We start from the raw sequence: 20718 nt of genomic DNA on the forward strand, positions 1-20718 counted from the left end.
ACGGGTTGTCCGCTGTTTATCTTCCTACAAATCCGTAATTCGTAATTTTTTTTATACCTGTTTCTGGTAGATAGGATTCCTGATGTAGCCACTGGTTTATTTTGAAAGCCCCCCTCAGTTGATACGTTACTGTTAATTGAAAGAATTACTAAACTTTCTGCTCTTTTTATTGTTGATTATCCCTGAATGATACTGTTGCGGAAGATAGATGTATGTAGATGGTGACAGTACGCACTGATTCCGATTGATATATAATAATTTTTCGTAGCACAAAATCTACGGTAACAACGTGTAGTCTGACACGTATGGAACCCCCTTTTGTCTTGATTGTCAAAGAATGCTGGTTGATATCCCCGGATAGTGTTTAACTCATGAGTGTTGGTTTTGCCTGACTATATCCTCCAAATACGGATCCTTATGATCAATAAGTCTACCATGTCTCTATGTACTCCAAAACATCGGTTGCAGATAGCTCGCTTTATGCAAAAGAACAGATGTCAGATAATGTTAGTGTGGAGTATTTTGGTTTTTTCGTTGTTTGCTATTCCCACAAGTGCGCAACAGTGTACCGGTTCATTAGGTGATCCGGTGTTCAAGGAAACCTTTGGTCAGGCGCCATCTGCGGCCAAGCCTACGCTGGGAGGTCCATTGCCTTCAGGCCTTACTACCTACACTTATTATAGTCCCGGTACCGGAAACCGCCCCACGGGCCCTTATCCCGGACAATATACCATCAGTAATACCACCAGGGGATACAACAATATTTATTTCGTAGACCGCCCGGATCATACGTCCACGGATGGTACGGGTTATTGTATGGTAGTAGATGCGGAAGCCAGGCCAGGTCAGTTTTACCAGAGAACCATCACTGGGTTATGTGCCGGTACTACTTTCGAGTTTTCTGCCTGGATCATGAACATCAACCCCCAGAACGGCGTATCCCAGCCCAGTTTGCGGTTTGATATCCTGGATGCCAATAATCCAAACGGAGCGGCCATCGCTTCTGTGTCTACCGGAACGGTTCCTTATCAGAGTCCGGGTACCTGGGTAAGACAGGCAGGTGTGTTTCAGATGCCGGCTACTACCAGCGCAGTGATATTAAGGATCTTCAGTAATACGCCTAATAGTAATGGTAATGACCTGGCGCTGGATGATATCGCTTTTGCTGCCTGCGGTCCTCCTATCACCTTTACACAAGCCACTGGTGTGGTTTGTGCCGGAGGGAATTCTAGTCTGGATGTAAGTTTGCCTGCCGGCAGTTATTCCAATTATTTTTTCCAGTTACAGAAAAGAGCACTGGGTACAACTGACTGGGTCAATGAAGGTGGTGTTTTAAATAATGGCGGCAGCAATCAGCATACCTTCCCCGTGACCAACGTGCAGGCCGGATTTGAATACCGGGTAGTGGCAGCTGGTGGCAGTGCAGAAATTAATAATCTCAACTGCCGGGTGGTATCCAACCCTATAGAATTAAAGGTAATAGATTATACCGTGGCCATTACGGGCCAGCAACCTATTTGTAATACTACCGCTGCTCAACTTACAGCGGTAGTTACCCCCAAAGCAGGAACAGGTACACCCAGTACCGGGTTTACCTATACATGGGAAACCAGTGCGGACGGCAGTACCGGCTGGACAGTTGTAGCCGGTCAGACTACAGCTACATTAAATACGGGCGCCCTCACTGCATCCCGTTATTATCGTGTAACCGCCACCGTAAGTGGATGTCAGGGGGATGGTGTGTCCAGGACATTCCTGGTAACAGTAAACCCGGCCATCACCGCTACGCTGGGAACAGTAGCTAATGTGTGCGTAGGAACCATGGTGCTTTCCCTGCCGTATACTATTACTTCCGGCAGCCCGGATAAATACAGTGTGAGCAGCAGTGATATGCCCGGTTTTGCAGCCATCACCAATGGAACGCTGTCAGGAACACCGCTGAGCATCCCCATCCCGGGGAATGTTGCTGCGGGCACTTACCACTTTACAATTACTTTCACCAATAGTGCGGTGAATTGTAGCTCCGTTACCTATCCTTTTACATTAACAATAGATGCCGCTTCCACTGTAGCAGTGGCAGGTCCCAACCAGGAATTGTGTGCCGTTACTACCACCACCATGGCAGGTAATGTGGCCACCAGCGGTGTTGGCACCTGGTCGCAGGTAAACGGACCCGGAGCCGCTGTTTTTGCAGATATCCATAACCCCGTTACTACCGTAAGCAGCCTGGTGCCCGGGACCTATGTGTTCAGGTGGAGAATCGGCAATGGTACCTGCTTGCCTACCAGCAGTACTGTAGATGTGATCATTCACGCATCGCCTACTGTTGCTAATGCCGGCGCCGACAAAACGCAGTACAATTCAGGGGTATTTACCATGACCGCCAACACCCCGGCGGTGGGTACCGGTATATGGACAGTAGTCAGCGGCACCGCCACTATTGCCAACCCTGCAGATCCGCGTACGATTGTGACGATTGCGGAAAATAGTACCGCTACGCTGGCCTGGACGATCACCAACGGAAATTGCCCGCCAAGTACCGACCAGGTAGTCATTACCTATACCCATCAGGCAGACATTCAGATCAATAAAATTGTATCGAACTCCGGTCCTTATCTGGCAGGTCAGGATCTGATATACCATATAGAAGTGTTGAATGCAGGACCCAGTGATGCCGCCAGTGTAACTGTAAAAGATGTTATCCCGGCTGATTTTGTGGCAACCAATATTGCGTATACCACTACGGGCACCGCACAAATATTAACGAACACTTCTACCAATACACAGATTAATCTTACCGCCAGTATTCCTGCCAATAATTCGGTGGTCATTACCATTGAAGGCGATATTAAATCTTCTTTTGAAGGAGATCTTACCAATACTGCCAATGCCACATCTCCTGATATCGCGGATCCGGGTGGCATCAACAGTACCGTAACGATACCGGTTATACGTCGTCCTTATTTCTCCGCCGTGAAAAGAGCGCCTGCTATGGCTATTGCCGGTGAGGTGATCCATTTTAATATTGCGGTGGAAAATACAGGCCTTGGTGATGCTGCAGGCGCCACCATTACAGACGCTATTTCTCCTAAGCTCATCAATGTGAGCTGGACGGCCAGATCTACCGGTGGGGTAGTGATCACTGCCGGCGCCACTGGTACAGGCAGTCCCGTTCGCGTGGTGGCCAATATGCCAGGTGGAGATACTGATACCGGTAAAGTATATATCGATGTAACCGGTACCGTGGACGCAGCTGCCACCGGCACCATTCCGAATGTGGCAGTAGTAACCGCGTCAGAAGGCACCGTAGATCCGATAGCCTCCAACGAAACCAATACGCTGATTACCAGTTCACCCGGACTGCTGGTAAATAAGGTCAGGACCAGCCCTGTTATTGCCATTGCAGGGGAGAAGATTGATTATGTACTCACCTTATTTAATAATGGACCCAGTAATGCCGTTGGTACTGTTTTGACAGATACCGTGCCTGCCGCCGTGCAGAATGTTACCTGGACCAGCACCGCCAATGGTTCCGCTGTTATCACTGCAGGAGCTTCCGGTTCCGGCAACATTATCCGTTTAACGGGTAACGTGCCGGTAGGTGCTACAAATCGTATTGTCGTTCACGTTACAGGTACCATCAACCCTGACTTTGCCGGTACCATCCTCAACCGGGTAACCGCTACACCGGCCGAACCAGGCATACCACCGGTAACGGATGTGGATGTGGCCACTGTGCAGAAACAGATAAAGTTTGACATTACGAAGAATGGCCCTGCTACTGGTATCGCCGGTGAACAGATCAGCTATACGGTAGATGTGAAAAACGAAGGTCCTTCCAATTCTACCAACACAGAAATAAGGGATGTGGTACCCTCCGCATTATATAATGTGAGCTGGAACGCCACCGTATTAAGTGGTACGGCCGTGATTAAATCGGGCGCCACCGGTAATGTCAATAAGGTAGAAGTAACAGCAGACATGAATGCCGGATCCACGATCAGGATCATCGTTACCGGCACCATCTTACCAGCTACAAATAATCCGATCAGAAACATTGCGCAGGTAATACCTATTGAACCGAATATACCACCGGTTACCTCCAATGAAGTAGTCACTACAGTAGATCAGCAATCCGCATTGTCTATTACCAAAAGTGGTCCGGATACCGCCAGTGCGGGTAGCAGTATTACCTATATTATCAAAGCGGTTAATAATGGACCCAGCAACGCCTATAATGCAGTGATCACCGATGTGGTGCCTGCTTCCGTGCAGGGAGTTATCTGGACAGTGGTCGCTAATGGCAATGCAAGTGTGAGTGGTACCCAGGGAGGTACAGGAAATAATATTTCATTTACCGGTGACATTGGTGCCGGCGGCAACAACAATATTACCATCACCGTGAAAGGCACTATCGATCCTGCCTTCTCCGGACAAATAAATAATAAGGCGGTGGTAACACCGGCTCCAGGAACCGGTACGGCCGATTCTGCCGTGAAAATTACCACCGTGAACCGGCTGCCTAAACTGGCCATTACCAAAACAGCCGTGGATCTGGTGTTGGCGGGAGACAGTCTCACCTACACCATCCAGGTAACTAATCTGAGTACCGCTAATGCGCAAAACCTGGTTATCACCGATGTGGTGCCTGCTGCATTAACCGGGGTGCAGTGGAGTGCTACTACAGTCGGTACAGCATCTATCAGCGGCGCCAGCTCCGGAACAGGTAATAATATCAGCCTCACCGGATCCATTCCTGCCGGTAGTGGTAATATGTTGACCATCATCGTGAAAGGAAAAACAGACCCATCATTGGAAGGAGTCATTACCAACACCGCCACAGCTACGCCTTCGGAAAATGTACCGCCGGTGAGTGCTACCAAAACGGTAAGGGTAAGAAGATTACCATCACTGACGATCAGCAAATCCGGACCTGCTACCTTGAATGCAGGCGATGAAATCGTGTATAATATTGTGGTGAATAACGTAGGTGTATCAGATGCGAAAAATCTGATCATCGACGATCAGATTCCTGCAGAAGTACAACAGGTCACCTGGAGCACTGTTACCGTTGGTAGCGCCACAATTATCAGAGCTGGTACCGGCACAGGCAACGACCTGGATATGGATGTAAATATTGATGGTGGTGGAAATAATGGCATCATCATTACCGTGAAAGGTATTGTGGATCCATCGTTCAGTGGCACCTTCCGGAATGGAGCCGTATTCCAGCCTTCAGAAGCAGGCGCTACGCCGGGGGCTTCCAACGAGGTGGTGACGACTGTAAGAAAGCAACCAAATGTAAAGATTACCAAGGTCGGACCAGCAACCGCCAATGCAGGGGATAACATTACTTATACCATGCAGGTAACCAACCTGGGACCATCCAACGCACTGAATACCGTCATCACAGATCAGTTGACGGCATTACTGCGCAATACTACGTGGACGGCTACCGCTACGGGCGGCGCCACCATCAGCACCGGCGCCACTGGTACTGGCAATACTTTATCTGTTGCTGCTGATATTCCTGCTAAAACAGGTGTTATCAGTATTACCGTTACCGCTACCATTCCTTCTTCCACTCCGGCAGGAAGTATACAAAACTTTGCGGTGGCTGCTCCATCAGAACCAGGTATTCCACCGGTAAATTCGGATACCGTAGTAACGGTCATTCGACAAAAGTCGGGTTTACTGATCAGCAAAATTGCCAATGCTACAGCTAATGCCGGAGAAGAACTTTTCTATGGTATAAAAGTCGTTAACGTGGGGCCAAGCGATGCTTTAGGCGCCGTTATTACAGATACCATTCCCGCTGCTATTCTTAATCCTGAATGGGCCGCTATAGGTATTGGCGCAACAATTACCTCTGGTGAAAATGGTACCGGTAATCTGTTAAAGGTTACTGCCAATATTCCGGCGGGAGAGGAGAACTATGTGATCATTCTTATAGCCAGTACTATCAAAGACGATTTTGCCGGACAGATAGTGAATACCGCTACCGTAGTGGGAGCAGAACCAGGCGCCCTGCCGGTACATTCACAGGTCACAACCACCGTGAGCAGAGAAGCCGTACTGCAGATCCGTAAAACCGGTCCTGCCGCTATTAACGCAGGCAGCCCTATTCAATATAATGTGGAAGTTGCCAACCAGGGACCTTCCAGTGCCAGCAATGTGACGATTCAAGATGTGATACCGGCAGGCATTATTAATGCTACGTGGACAGCCACCGCTGTAAATGGCGCCGTGATTACCAGTGGCAATACCGGTACAGGTAATATCCAGTTGATGGCTAACCTGCCTGCCAATTCGCAGGGGGTAATCCGTATTACCATCAATGGTCAGGTAGATCCGGCGTTTACCGGCGTTACAATAACTAATACAGCTATAACGCTGAATGACCCATCTGTTAAGCCAACAGGTGATACTGCTACCGTACTGACCACCGTTTCCCGTCTGGCTAACCTGAATATTGTGAAGAGTGGCCCGGCTAATCAGGCTGCYGGTCAGCAAATGCAATATGTACTCCGGATTCGTAATCAGGGACCATCGAACGCTATTGGATTGCAGGTGAGCGATATTTTACCGGCAGACCTGCTCACGCCTGCCTGGACCACCAGCAGCACCGGCAACGTTCAAAATATTACACCGGCATCCGGTACCGGCAATGTAAGTCTTACTGCAGATATCCCTGCCGACACCAGTACACTGCTGGTAACGGTAACGGGTATACTGAGTCCGGCAGTGGCTAACGGAGCCACCATTACCAATACTGCTACAGTGGCTTTCCCAACCGGCAGCACCATCGTAGATCCAAATCTGGCGGATAACACCAGCAGTGTATCTACTGTTGTGGACAATGATCCGGTAGTAAGAATTGCCAAGAGCGGACCGGCCATTACACATGTAGGCGATTCCATCATATATCGCGTGGAAGTTACCAATGGCGGCGCAGGTAATATTACCAATGCACAGATCGATGATATCGTACCTGCTGCGGTAACCGTTGCCTCCTGGACCGCCACTGCTACCGGTGCTGCTACTATTACAGGAGCGGTTTCCGGTACCACCAACACGGTACACACCACTGCCGATATCCCGGTGGGCAACAACAGTATTGTGATCGTGATCCGCGGTATCGTTAATAATACTTCCGGCACTACCATTACCAATACTGCGTCCGTAACAGCCGGCAGTCATAAGGAAAGTTCCGTGACTACCTCCGTTGACCGCTCTACAGATGTGAGCATTATCAAGAATGGGCCTCAACAAGTATTAGCAGGTGAGCCGATTACTTATACGCTGCAGATCTATAATGCAGGTCCGCAACGGGTGGATAACATGGTCATCACAGATGTATTGCCGGCAGCTATCACCAGCGTAACCTGGACAGCTATTGCCACCGGCGATGCTTCCATACTGGATAGCGTGAGGATAGACAGCAGCGGCAATATCAATCTCCCTGCCAAAATAGGCCCGGGCGCCGCCAATTTTATTACGATCACCATTAATGGCATTGTAAGTGGTACCACTACTGCCGGCAGTATTACCAATACGGCTAACGTAGCCGTTACCGGGGTAACAGATTATGATCCATCCAATAACACCAGCAGCGTTACCACCACTGTAGGTGTCGCTACCGGTGTGCAGGTACATAAGAACGGACCAAAACAGGCGATAGGCGGAAACGCTATTACCTATAATATCATCGTCACCAACAGCGGACCTTCCGATGCTATTGGTCTTAATATCACCGACCTCGTACCGGTGCAGGTAACCGGCACCAGCTGGCAGGCAACTGTGAACGGAGGCGCCGCTATTACCGGACCATTCTCCGGTACCGGCAATAACATCAGCACTACCGCTAACATCCCCGGAGGTACCGGCAATAATGTCACCATCACGGTAACGGGTACACTGGATAATGATTTTGAAGGCAGCATCCTCAATACAGTAGATGTAACCGGCACCGGCATCCCTGCTGTGAGCGATTCTGTCAGAACATTGGTGACCCGGCAAACAGGTATCAGCATCCATAAGGATGGCCCGGCTACGATTACCGCCGGAGATAAAGTAACGTATGTGATTACGCTGGCAAATACAGGCCCGGGATACGCACGCAATATGGCGGTAACAGATACTATTGATGCCCGCATTCTGCAACCAACATGGACTACCCAAACCACCAACGGCGCTGTTGTGAACAGTGGCGCCACAGGAAGTGGCCGGTTTATAGCTGTCAACGCCGATATACCACCTACCGGCAATGCGGTGGTGACCATCATGGTAACGGGTACACTGTCACCGGATGCCAGCGGCACCCTTTCAAATACAGCAACCGTCACACCACCGGATCCAATCAATCCGCCGATAGTGACACCGCCGGTAATTACGCCAATTGAAAAACATCCTGTACTGGCGATTATCAAGAGCGGTCCTACAACGTTGCATGCGGGTGAAACCATTCACTACCTGTTGCAGGTAAGCAACAATGGTATCAGTAATGCAACCAACACACAGATCATCGATGTGGTACCTGCATTTATCAGCCAGGTACAATGGAATGTGCAAAGCATCACCGGCGCAGCCACTGTTATATCAGGCAATACCGGCACCGGCAATAATGTACTGGTGACTGCCAATATGAACGCAGCATCTTCTTTACTGATAGCAGTACAGGGAAAAGTAGATTCATCTTTTGCCGGCACCATCATCAACAGGGCCATTGTCATACCAGCTGAAGCAGGCAATACACCTGATACCAGCGAAGTACAAACCATCGTTTCGCTGCAGCCAACCGTGAGAATCACGAAGAGCGGTCCGACTGCTTTACAGTCCGGCGAAAATATCAGCTACACCATCGTTGCTACCAACGACGGACCTAGTATCGCCGTCAACGCAGATATACATGATGCGGTTCCAACTGCTATCACACAGGTGGTATGGACCGCCACCGCAGCAGGTAAAGCCGTTATTAATGGCGCCGCCAATGGTAGCGGTAATCTCATCGATCTGCTGGCTACTATTCCGCCGGGAACAGGTAACAGCATCACCGTAAATGTAATGGGTACTGTGGATCCTGCTTTCAGAGATACACTGAAAAATATCGCGATTATCACACCGAAAGAACCCGGCGCATTGCCCGATTCTTCCGACCTGATACAAACGGTAGTAACGGCAAATCCCGTAGTGATCATCGAAAAAACCGGTCCCGCTACTGTGGTAGCCGGGCAGGATATCAGTTACACCATTACAGTAGGAAACAACGGTAAGAGTAATGCGGTGAACCTGGCAGTCACGGATACCGTACCAGCCAACATCACCGGCGTACAATGGCAGGCAGTGACCAATGGCATGGCAGTAATCAATAGTGCGACTTCCGGCACCGGCAATAATATTTTGCTGAACGGAAACATCGCAGCAGGTAATGCCAATACCATTGTGATTACCGTTACGGGCAGGGTGCTGCCGGCAGCCACCGGTACCCTGGTGAATGTAGCCACAGTGACTCCTTCAGAAGCAGGAGCAGCATCCGATCAATCTACAGTAAGCACGGTGATCAATGTGATCTCCCGCCTTATTATCAATAAAACTGGTCCTGCTGTGATGATCAGAGGAGAAGATGCTACTTATGTGATCAACGTTACTAACCCTGGTCCGAGCAAGGCCACCAACGTAGATATTACCGATATCATTCCATCAGTGCTGACCAATGTTACCTGGACAGCTACACCGGTACGCACCACCGTGATTACGGCTGGCGCCACCGGCAGCGGTAACAATGTAAAAATTACGGCCGACATCCCCGCTATTGATACCAGTGGTATTACCATAGTAGTAAAAGGTACTGTGGCGCAAAGTGCACCAGCAGGCAACGTGACCAACGTAGCACATGCGATCCTGAATAACGAAGGTGGAAAAGATATTCCGTCCCCACCGGTAATAAGCACAATAGCCGGCGCCGCAGATCTGAGAATAGATAAAACCGGTCCTTCGGAAGTATATGAAGGCAGCGCGGTAACGTATCTGTTGACCGTTAATAATGATGGTCCTTCTGATGCGAATGGTGCTACTGTCAACGATGTATTGCCGGCAGGATTAACACAGACAGCGATCAGCGTACAACAAAGTACCGGTGGCGCTGCTAACATACAAACCAGTATTACCGGTAATACTGCCAATGCGGTATTGGGTACTTTCCCTACCGGCGCACAGGTAGTATTGCAGATCACCGCCATTGCCGCAGCACCAGGTACACTAAGTAATGTGGCCGTGGTAAATACGCCTGCAGGCATACCGGATACAGATAGCAGCAATAACACCAGCAGCACCGTAGTCACCAACGTGCTGGCCAAATCTGATCTGAAAGTAGTGAAGAGCATTTCACCGGCTACTGGTCCATATAAAGTAGGACAACAAATCACGTATACCATCACCGCCACTAATGCAGGTACTGCTGCAGTGAATCCGGTGGTCACCACCGATCAGTTGCCAGTGGCAAGCCTGGTGAGTGATCCGGTATACGCCGCACCACCAAAAGGTAGCATCAACTATGATGCAACGCAACGCATCCTGCAATGGAATATTGGTTTACTCAACGGTGGAGAAACCGTTAGCTGGAGTTACCAGGTAACCATTAAAGGAGCAGGTAATATTCAAAACACGGCTATCATTACCGGACCACCAGATGTAAGTAATCCGGATACATCCATCGTTATTATTCCGGCAGTGAAAAACACCGATCTGAAGATTATCAAAACAGGTCCTGCCACGATATATGAAGGTGGTAAAGTAACCTATGTACTGACCGTGGATAATGCTGGTCCTTTAGACGCAGACGGTGCTACAGTGCAGGATGTATTACCTGCCGGATTAACACAAACGGCGATCAGCGTACAACAAGCTACCGGTGGTGCTGCCAACATACAAACCAGCATTACCGGCAATACTGCGAATGCGGTATTAGGTACTTTCCCAACGGGCGCACAGGTAATATTGCAAATCACCGGTACCGCCGCGGCACCAGGTGCTTTAAGTAATGTGGCTGTAGTGAATACACCTGCCGGATTACCAGATGCTGATAGCAGTAATAATACCAGCAGTACCGTAGTCACCAATGTGCTGGCTAAATCCGATCTGAAAGTAGTGAAGACGGTATCACCAGCCACGGGTCCGTATAAGATAGGACAACAGATTACTTATACGATTACCGCTACCAACACAGGTACGGCTGCAGTAACGCCGGTGATCACCACCGATAAACTGCCTGCAGCGAGCCTGGTGAGTGATCCGGTATACGCCGCACCACCGAAAGGCAGTATCAACTTTGATCCAGCGCAACGTATACTCGAATGGAATATCGGAGCGCTCAACGGCGGCGAAACTATTAGCTGGAGTTACCAGGTGACCATTAAAGCTGCCGGTAATATCCAAAACAGCGTTGTCATTACCGGTCCGCCGGATGTAACTAATCCGGATACTTCTATTGTTATTATCCCGGTAGTTAAAAACACAGACCTGAAGATTAGTAAGACGGGCCCTGCCACCATATTTGAAGGTGGAAAAGTAACGTATGTGCTCACCGTGGATAACGCCGGACCTTTAGATGCAAACGGAGCTACCGTGAATGATGTACTGCCTGCCGGATTAACACAAACAGCGATCAGCGTACAACAAACTACCGGTGGCGCTGCTAATATTCAAACCAGTATTACCGGTAATACCGCCAGTGCCGTATTAGGAACCTTCCCAACAGGTGCACAGGTAGTATTACAGATCACCGGCACCGCTGCCGCACCAGGGACCTTAAGTAATGTGGCTGTAGTGAATACACCTGCAGGATTACCGGATGCAGACAGCAGTAATAATACCAGCAGTACCGTAGTCACTACAGTACAGGCGAAGTCGGCGCTGAAAGTTGTGAAAACGGTATCACCTGCTACCGGCCCTTATAGCGTAGGAAAGCAAATCATGTATACGATTACAGCCACCAACTCCGGCACCGCCATCGTGAACCCGGTGATCACCACCGATCAGCTGCCTGCAGCGAGCCTGGTGAGTGATCCGGTATTCAATGCACCACCGAAAGGTAACGTCACCTTTAACAACACGCAACGCATACTCGAATGGAATATTGGTGCACTCAATGGTGGTGAAACCATTAGCTGGAGCTACCAGGTGACCATCAAGGCAGCCGGCAAAGTACAAAACACCGTTATCATTACCGGTCCGCCGGATGTAAGTACACCAGATACATCTACCGTAATTATAAATACCGACAGGTATGCTAACCTGAAAGTGCTAAAAAAACAAAATACGCCGGAACCATTGAGTGTGAATCAGGTGCTGCAGTTTGTTGTTACAGCTATCAACAACGGACCAGATCCGGCTACCGGAGTGGTAGTGAAAGACCTGCTGCAAAGTATGATTGGTCGGCCATTAACGATTACCACCAGCAAGGGCCTGGCCACCTTTGATCCGATTACGAAGACCATCACCTGGCAGTTGCCGGACATGGCCTCCGGTAGCCAGGAAACACTCACGTTTACGGCTAAACTGATCAGCGGCGGTAACGTGACCAACACCGCCACGATTGCAGGTAACGAAACGGATGTAGACCTTTCGGATAACACGGCTACCATTACACAACCGGTGAATGGTGATGACATCTTCATCCCGAATATAGTGACACCGAATGAAGATGGTAAGAACGACAAATTTGTAATACCGGGATTAGATCGTTACCCGGGATCAACACTCCTTATTTACAATCGTTGGGGTAACCAGGTATACCAGAATAAGAACTATGATAACAAGTGGAATGGTAACGGACTGAATGAAGGTACCTACTACTATATATTGAAATTGCGTACAGCGCAGGGAGAGAGAGATTACAAGGGCTGGATTGAATTGCTGCGATAATCATCACTTACTGACATCTTAAAGGAATTTAGTATGAGCATAAGCGCGACATCAAAGTTATTGCTACTGTTAACGTTATCCGGACTGCTACTAAAACCGGCGCTGACAAAGGCGCAGCAAAACTTACAGTTTAGTCAATATGTTTTTAATATGTTGAGTGTAAACCCTGCTTACGCAGGTTATAAGGAAGATCTGTTTGCAAACGCTATATACCGTAAGCAATGGGTGAACTTTCCGGGAGGGCCGCAAACCGGCGGCGTATCTGTGGATGGTGCCCTCAATGCCTCCCGGGATAACCGGGTGGGATTGGGGATGCAGGTGATGTATGATAAACTGGGGCCACAGGATGCGACCTCTATATATGGTATGTACTCCTACAGGATTCCATTGAATGAAGATGGGGATAAAAGATTATGTTTGGGAGTAGGCGCCGGCGTTACCCAGTATTCGATTGATGGCACGGCGTTGTTATATAACGACGATAATGACCCTACCATCCCATTGGGCAGAGCGTCTACCTGGATTCCGGATGCGCGCTTCGGAATCTACTATTTTACCTCTAAGTTTTATGTGGGTGCTTCGGTGATGGATCTTTTCTCGTTGTATACCGATGCATCCAGGTATTACTGGAAAGGCTATCAGTATAAAACGATCCGTAAAACACAGCATTTGTATGTGAATGCAGGGATGATGTTTGATTTATCAGATGCCGTAAAGTTTAAGCCTTCTATTCTCATCAAAGAAGATTTTAAAGGACCTACCAATGTGGACCTGAACGCTTTATTCCTGCTGGCCGACCGGCTATGGGTGGGTGGTTCCTACAGAACCGGTGTGAAATTATGGAGTAAGCCGGCACTGGAAAGTGACCTGGAACAATTGGATGCCGCCAGCATATTGGTACAGTTCAATATAAATAATCAATTCAGAATAGGATATGCTTATGATCTCACCATCAGCAAAATGGCCTCTTTCCAGAGTGGGTCACATGAAATATCCATCGGATTTTTATTCCCGGGCAAAAAAGCCAGGGTAACCAGTCCACGGTATTTTTAATTATTGCAAGGGTATCCTTTTAAATACATACTATGAAAAAATATGTTGGAATAATTTTACTCCTGGTATCAGTACAACTTTCGTCGGCACAGGAACAATTGTCGTTGGATAAACAGGCTGCCATCTATTACGCCAAATACGACTACGCAAAAGCCGCTTCTCTGTACGAGCGGATAGCAGCAAAGCGGAAAGAAAAAACATCGACCGTGGTGCTGGAAAGACTCGCTGATTCCTACCGGCAAATGAACAGGTATACTGCATCAGCCGACTGGTATGCCAAACTGCTGGCCCGCTCCGATGCCTCCGCTGATGCCCGCCTGTACTATGGCGATATGTTGAAAAGCTTAGGGAAATATCCGGAGGCGAAGGCAGCGTACACACAGTATGCGCAAACCGGTCCGCAACAGGAAAAAGTGAAGAACCGTATCGCCGGCTGTGATGCCGCTCCCGGGTGGATACAATCACCTACCCCTGTTTTTATCCGGAACGTAGAAAGACTGAATACTTCCAGATCCGACTGGGGCGCTACTTATTATCCCGGTGGAGTGGTGTTTACATCGGATACTTTATACCGTAATCAACTGGAGAATGGGAGCCATTTTAACCGCAATAAATATGGCCGTACCAACAGGGATTATTATGGTTTGTATGTAGGAGATACCGCGAACTACGGTAATGTGTATATCAAAGATTTTTCGCCTTCGTTTAACTGGTCACGTTACCATGTAGGGCCCGCCACTTTCGATAAAGACTATCACACCGCTTATGTGACCATGACGTATCCAGACCGCCGTATTCCTGGTGTAAAGGAAAAACGTGTGAAGTATGGATATCGCCGGCTGGAATTGTTTGCGGCAGAAAAAGATAAAAATGGAAAATGGGGAAAGCCCGTACCATTCCCCTACAACAAACCGGATCAGTATTCTCTTGGACATGCAGCCCTCAGCAACGATGGCAGCACGCTGTATTTTGCGGCCGATATGCCGGGTGGCGTAGGCGGAACGGATATCTGGTATAGCGAAAAGCAGGGAGACGGAAAATGGGGCACGCCTGTAAACTGTGGCCCGGCCATTAACAGTCCTGAAGAAGAAGAATTCCCCACCATTGCCCCCGACGGCAGTTTGTACTTTTGCAGCAAAGGCTGGACAGGTATGGGCGGCTTTGATATTTTTCATGCTACCGGTAGTAAAACACAATGGAGTACGCCGGAAAATCTCCGCTATCCTACCAATTCATCCGCTGATGATTTTTACTTTGTAGCTGGTAATAACGGTAATACTTACCTTTCTTCAAATCGCCCGGGCGGTAAAGGAAGCGATGATATTTACAGTATTACTTCTCCCGAAACATACACCCTGACAAAGATACCTGTAGCCCTGGTGATTCCATTTATAGGTACGGTTTGTCCTCCGCTGGATGGGGCCTGTATTTATATTTACAACAAACAACGCGGTATCGGCTGGTGCTTCATAGGTTCACCCGGACGTGAGATTAACCTCACCCTGGAAAAAGACACCGACTATGAAATCCGTATTACTTATCCGAATCATCGCCATGAAGTGATGGAGTTTAATACCCGCGGTATGACGGACGGACAAGAGCTGAAGAAAGATATTTGTCCGGGAAAATAAACGTTTAAATTTATTCATATTCACGAAGAAGCCGTTCCATTAACCATTGGAACGGCTTCGTTTTTACTAATGGTCAATCGCTACAAACCAATCGCTACAATCTAATCGCTACAATCTAATCTCCACAATCTAATCTCCACAAACCAATCGCTACAAACCAATCTCCACAATCTAATCGCTATAATCTAACTGCTAACAGCTAAAAGCTAACAGCTATTTGGTGTATATTTGGAATTCTGTTACCAGATTAAAATACATCTATGCAACACGAATTGGATTTGTTAACAGCGCACCTGCGCACGCAGCGTCCCGGATTATTTGCCAGATTGAATAACCCGCTGACCATTGCCGACATCAGGGCATTGGAAGAAAAATATAAGGTGGTGATCCCGGAACCCGTGCAACAGTTATACCTGTGGAGAAACGGGCAGGATCCAAATTTCATGGAAGCATTTGTCAACAACTCCATGTTTATACCACTGGAAGAAGCGCTGGATACTGCTGCGGATAACACTTCCATGATAGGTTATGATTTTGAAATTGAGAACTGGTGGCATAAGGACTGGTTCCCCTTGTTTCATAATGGTGGCGGTGATTATATTTGTTATGATGCCGCAGGGTTGTTTACGGATCAACCCGGACAGCTGATTGAGTTCTGGCATGCAGACAATGATCGTGATGTGATTGCACCTGATCTGTTGTCGCTGATTACTTCGTTGAATAATTTTTATGCCGCTGGTCCCGGTCAGGAAGAGGAGTATTTCCAGGTGAATCCTCCTGCGGATTATCCTAAAACATTCACGGTAGGCTAACGACTAATATTTTTTCTGAAGATGAAATTACTCACTGACAGCATCGGCAAACACGTACCACTCACGGCAGATGATATCCTGCGCATTCCCACCTATTTCGAATCGATGAAAACGAGCCGCCATCAATACTTACTGCGGGAAGGTGAAATATGCAGGCACGAGTTTTTTGTGCTCAAAGGTTGCTGCCGGCAATATGAAATAGACGCTGCCGGAAAGGAGAACGTATTGCAATTCAGTGTGGAAGGCTGGTGGATGACAGATCTGGACAGCTTGCTCCATGAGAAACCTTCCCTGTTTAATATCGATGTGCTGGAAAGCGGGGAAATCCTGCAGATCAATAAGCAGCAGCTGTATCAGTTGTTTCAGGATATTCCCGCCGTAGCACAGTATTACCATATCATTTCCCAGCGCTCTTCTGCGGCCCTGCAGCGGAGGATCCTATTTCTGCAGAAGCCTGCTTTGGAAAGATACCAGGAGTTTGTCAGCCGCTATCCTTTCCTGGAAACGAGGCTGCCCCAGCACCAGGTAGCTGCTTATCTGGGGATTACAAAGGAGTCGCTGAGCCGTTTACGGCATAAGATGGCGAAGGGGGAGTAGCTTTTTATTACCATATGTCATTTTCTGTGGGCCGGCAAGTCCTCAACTTTGCCTTAAATAAACAGACAATGACAACACATCCGATTTTAGCTTCTTTTGAACTGGCCAATCAATTTGTGAAAAACAGGGCGGTAGTAGCGCCAATGAGCCGTGCCAGCGCTACCTTACAAGGAGTTCCCACTGCAGCGATGCATGTCTACTATGAAAAATTTGCCGCTGGTAGTTTTGGTATCATTATTACAGAAGGTCTTTATACAGATACGGTTGCCAGCCAGGCTTATCCACATCAGCCAGGCATAGTAACGCCTGCACAAATAGCCGGGTGGCGGGAGCTGGCAACGAAAGTAAAAGCGCATGGAAGCTTATTTATCGCCCAGCTGATGCATGCCGGTGCTTTATCCCAGCATTTAACGCACACACAGGCGCCTTCGGTAGTGACGCCGCTTGGCACAAAACTCCGTTCTTATGGTGGGGGAGAAGGGCCGTTTCCAATTCCGGCAGCTATGACGGCAACGGATATACGCATTGCGGTGGAAGGTTATGCCAATGCCGCTAAAAATGCGGTGGCTGCCGGATTTCATGGCGTTGAAGTGCATGCAGCCAACGGTTATTTGCCGGATCAGTTTTTAACGGCTTATACCAACCTCCGGGAAGATGAATATGGAGGCACTATTCCGAACCGTTTTCGCATCATCGCAGAAATCCTGGCAGCCATCCGGAAAGTGGTGCCGGCTGATTTTATGGTAGGCTTACGCTTGTCGGAAGGCAAGGTGAATGATGATCATTACCGCTGGCCGGATGGAGCCGTTACTGCTGCCGCTATTCTGGAAGAAGTGATTAAAGTGGCCCCTGACTATGTACATATTTCGGGCGAAGGCAGCACCTGGGAGAAGCTGGGAGTATATGACAATAATGAATCACTCACGGGAATGGCTAAACGAATGGTGCAACGTCCTGTCATTGCCAATGGTGGATTAGAAGATCTGGCGGTAGCCGGGAGGGCGTTGCAGGAAGGGCATACCGATTTTATTTCACTGGGTAAGGCGGCATTGGCTAACCCTGACTTCCCGGTACGGGTGGCAGCAGGACTACCGGTATTGCCTTTCGAACGTTCCATGGCAGCACCTTTTCCTCCTCTGGAGGTGTAAGGTTACTGCTGGTATGTTGACAGAAATGTATCGTAAAATAAGTTGGCGTAAAAGGAAAGAAGTATATGCTTCTTTCCTTTTATTCTCCGTTGTATAACATCTCCATTTCCAGGAGTTTGCTGCCGCCGGCAAAATCAGCTGCGGCATCCGGACATAAAACGGAACCTAATGAATTCATCATTCTTTGGGCAACGAGATCTATATCTTCAGTGGTGGTTGATAAGAAAGGAGCCTGGCTTTTTAGCCGGGAAATTAAACCGTTTTTTTGCTGTACAGAAATGTCTACAATCTTATTGATTCTTTCTACAGCCGCTTTGTATAACTCGTCATAATAAAAAAGCATATTCATATAAAACTATATTTTGTACGGTTCAAATGTATGCTTATACCTATAATCCTGGCTATAGGAAAATATTATGACCTATAATTAATAATTATAGATGGTTTTGGCCATTTTGATGAATCTTTTGTTCAGGTCGCTGGTTTCTCCCTTGCGCTGAATGAAGTAAAAGCTGCGCTCTATTCGCAGTCCTTCGAAGTTGAGAATGGTCAGTTCTCCATGCTGCAGCTCCTTTACAATAGAACGGGTAGACAAAAATCCCACGCAACCGGACTCCAGCAGGAAATTTTTCAATGCTTCCGTACCGCCCAGCCGCACTTTTATTTTCAGGTCATTCAGCCGGATTTTACTTTTCTGTAACCCGGTTTTAATCGCTTCCAGGGTGCCGCTGCCCCGTTCCCGGATAGCCACCGGCATAGACAGGATGTCTTTCACCGCATAGTTCTTTTTCTTTGCCAGCGGGTTATTACGACTGCATACCGCTACGATCTGGTCTTTCAGAAAAGGCTGATAGGTGATGTTACTGAGTTGTCCCTTTTCTTCTGTTACGCCAATGTTAATTTCTTTGTCGAGCAATGCCTGCAATACAATCTCACTGTTCCTGTTTAATAAAGAAATGTCCACCAGTGGGTATTCCCGGTGAAAGGCCGACATCACTTTAGGGAGAATATATAAAGCGGCGGTAGTGCTGGCACCCAGGTTCAGCATGCCAGTGGCTTGCTGCTGGTCGTGGATCACAGATATGTCAAACTCCGTTTCCTGTTGTATATGCCTGACCGTTAGCAACCGGTTATACAGCAATTGTCCGGCTTCTGTCAACTCTATCTGCAACCCCTTTCTTTCAAATAATTTGGTCTTATACTGCTCTTCCAGCCCTTTGATATGAGTGCTCACCGCAGGTTGCGAAATAAACAGCGCCTGGCTGGCTTTGGAAAAGCTTTTCTGGTGAGCTACTTCCATAAAAATAAGGTGACGGTTGGAGAGCATATTAAAGTATTGATGAGGAAAGATATTCAATTTCCCGCTTCCGGATAAATTGTATAAGGTCCTCGTAACCGGTTATTTTGTTATTCATGATTTCCACTTTCCGGATCCAGTTCTGCTGATCATCATATTGGAACACATACCGGAACGTGGTACGGTGAACGCCACCTGTTCCATCAACCTGATCATGCGTATACATGGTCAGGTGATGATGCTCATTGTATTCATTAATTTTGGTTGTGTGTGGTTTATCTGCCGCCAGCGCATCTTCGGAGTCATAGGTAAACTCTGAAAGCACCTGCAGCTGTTCATTGTATTTTCTTTTAGTGATGTCATACAATTGACCGAAGGAGTGGTAATACACCAGCTCCACGATGCTGCCATCGGTATCAGTGACTTTTTTTGTTTCCCACTGCTCATTATAAGGATCTTCTTCTATTTCCGACACCGCCTCATTTTCAAATTGAGTTTTTACATTGCCGGCTTCATCATACATGGTTTTATAGGCATTCCCGTTATGGTATTCACATGTTTCTTTGTATTGGCCATTATCATAAAAGGTGTTTTTATAAACAATGGTGCCATCATTTTGCGTCAATGTTTCTTCGAGCAACACGCCTTTGTCATCAAAATCATACACGATATTTTTAACGGGTTCATGCTGTTCATTATACGTCTCCCATTTCTTCAAGTTGCCTTGTGCATCATAATGAGATAGTTCATAGCCATAGTCAGTGCCGGCGGAATCGGTGGTGCTGTATTTCATTTGCCGGATGTTGCCAATTAATTCATCGTCTGTGATGGTTTTTTTCATGGACCGTTCAAGATATTTAGATCAATTTATGATAATCAATTGAAAAATAATCCTGAAATACCAGTTATCTCATGAATGCCAACTAAATAGCAGATGATATTTCCGGAGGTAGCGTGCATCGTTGCTGGTGATGTCTACCCCTTCCTGTGGAGAAAGATCGTTTCGTATAGTCCTGCCAGTAAGCTGCCGTTTTACTGTTTCCGCTCCATGGATTCAATTCTTTGCGGGAAGTAACCGAATCCTGATCAAGTGCATGGAGGGAAAGGGAAAACAGCGCAAAGATTTGTGCTACAATACATTTCATGGTTCCTTGATAATAATGTTGACAACGTGATGCGTGGGTTACTCTTCAGTGAAACACAGCAGGGAGAGGACCAGGTACGAGAATATAGTGGGGCACAGGTGTGCCTTTATTTTA

At 47.8% G+C, this 20718-nt stretch carries 10 protein-coding genes; 6 read left to right on the forward strand and 4 right to left on the reverse strand.

Going from position 1 to position 20718, the window contains the following annotated elements; translation table 11 throughout:
* Positions 1–480 precede the first annotated feature (480 nt).
* The 6 genes from AC1DP6_RS04175 to AC1DP6_RS04200 all read left to right on the forward strand — a co-directional run bounded on the left by AC1DP6_RS04175 (position 481) and on the right by AC1DP6_RS04200 (position 18162).
* Positions 481–12921: a DUF7927 domain-containing protein gene (locus AC1DP6_RS04175; RefSeq protein WP_477053706.1), complete on the forward strand. Its 12441-nt coding sequence runs from the start codon at positions 481–483 to the stop codon at positions 12919–12921.
* Between the two features lie 33 nt (positions 12922–12954).
* Complete coding sequence (locus AC1DP6_RS04180) at positions 12955–13974, forward strand: PorP/SprF family type IX secretion system membrane protein (RefSeq protein ID WP_477053707.1); 1020 nt, start codon at positions 12955–12957, stop codon at positions 13972–13974.
* Between the two features lie 32 nt (positions 13975–14006).
* Positions 14007–15605, forward strand: coding sequence for a hypothetical protein (locus AC1DP6_RS04185; RefSeq protein WP_477053708.1), 1599 nt, complete (start codon positions 14007–14009; stop codon positions 15603–15605).
* 260 nt (positions 15606–15865) lie between these two features.
* On the forward strand, positions 15866–16417 hold the full coding sequence (locus AC1DP6_RS04190; RefSeq protein WP_477053709.1) for an SMI1/KNR4 family protein: 552 nt from the start codon (positions 15866–15868) through the stop codon (positions 16415–16417).
* A gap of 21 nt (positions 16418–16438) precedes the next feature.
* Positions 16439–17014, forward strand: coding sequence for a Crp/Fnr family transcriptional regulator (locus AC1DP6_RS04195; RefSeq protein ID WP_477053710.1), 576 nt, complete (start codon positions 16439–16441; stop codon positions 17012–17014).
* 68 nt (positions 17015–17082) lie between these two features.
* Complete coding sequence (locus tag AC1DP6_RS04200) at positions 17083–18162, forward strand: oxidoreductase (protein ID WP_477053711.1); 1080 nt, start codon at positions 17083–17085, stop codon at positions 18160–18162.
* A gap of 79 nt (positions 18163–18241) precedes the next feature.
* On the opposite strand, the gene AC1DP6_RS04205 is transcribed toward AC1DP6_RS04200, so the two are convergent.
* From AC1DP6_RS04205 to AC1DP6_RS04220, 4 genes are all read right to left on the reverse strand, one after another.
* Positions 18242–18511: a hypothetical protein gene (locus tag AC1DP6_RS04205; RefSeq protein ID WP_441571897.1), complete on the reverse strand. Its 270-nt coding sequence runs from the start codon at positions 18509–18511 to the stop codon at positions 18242–18244.
* 78 nt (positions 18512–18589) lie between these two features.
* A complete protein-coding gene (locus AC1DP6_RS04210; protein WP_477053712.1) occupies positions 18590–19462 on the reverse strand; it encodes a LysR substrate-binding domain-containing protein in 873 nt (290 codons plus the stop codon).
* A 28-nt stretch (positions 19463–19490) separates the two neighbouring features.
* Positions 19491–20300 (reverse strand): hypothetical protein, encoded by an 810-nt coding sequence (locus AC1DP6_RS04215; RefSeq protein WP_477053713.1) that lies wholly within the window; start codon positions 20298–20300, stop codon positions 19491–19493.
* Between the two features lie 82 nt (positions 20301–20382).
* Positions 20383–20604: a hypothetical protein gene (locus AC1DP6_RS04220; protein ID WP_477053714.1), complete on the reverse strand. Its 222-nt coding sequence runs from the start codon at positions 20602–20604 to the stop codon at positions 20383–20385.
* Positions 20605–20718: the final 114 nt, after the last annotated feature.

This window comes from Chitinophaga sp. 01L420 (assembly GCF_056399985.1).

Excerpts from the sequence above, each read along its gene's own strand:
- AC1DP6_RS04180 (WP_477053707.1), top strand. The coding sequence starts at position 12,955 with ATGAGCATAAGCGCGACATCAAAGTTATTGCTACTGTTAACGTTATCC.
- AC1DP6_RS04185 (WP_477053708.1), top strand. The coding sequence starts at position 14,007 with ATGAAAAAATATGTTGGAATAATTTTACTCCTGGTATCAGTACAACTT.
- AC1DP6_RS04190 (WP_477053709.1), top strand. The coding sequence starts at position 15,866 with ATGCAACACGAATTGGATTTGTTAACAGCGCACCTGCGCACGCAGCGT.
- AC1DP6_RS04195 (WP_477053710.1), top strand. The coding sequence starts at position 16,439 with ATGAAATTACTCACTGACAGCATCGGCAAACACGTACCACTCACGGCA.
- AC1DP6_RS04200 (WP_477053711.1), top strand. The coding sequence starts at position 17,083 with ATGACAACACATCCGATTTTAGCTTCTTTTGAACTGGCCAATCAATTT.
- AC1DP6_RS04205 (WP_441571897.1), bottom strand. The coding sequence starts at position 18,511 with ATGAATATGCTTTTTTATTATGACGAGTTATACAAAGCGGCTGTAGAA.
- AC1DP6_RS04210 (WP_477053712.1), bottom strand. The coding sequence starts at position 19,462 with ATGGAAGTAGCTCACCAGAAAAGCTTTTCCAAAGCCAGCCAGGCGCTG.
- AC1DP6_RS04215 (WP_477053713.1), bottom strand. The coding sequence starts at position 20,300 with ATGAAAAAAACCATCACAGACGATGAATTAATTGGCAACATCCGGCAA.
- AC1DP6_RS04220 (WP_477053714.1), bottom strand. The coding sequence starts at position 20,604 with ATGAAATGTATTGTAGCACAAATCTTTGCGCTGTTTTCCCTTTCCCTC.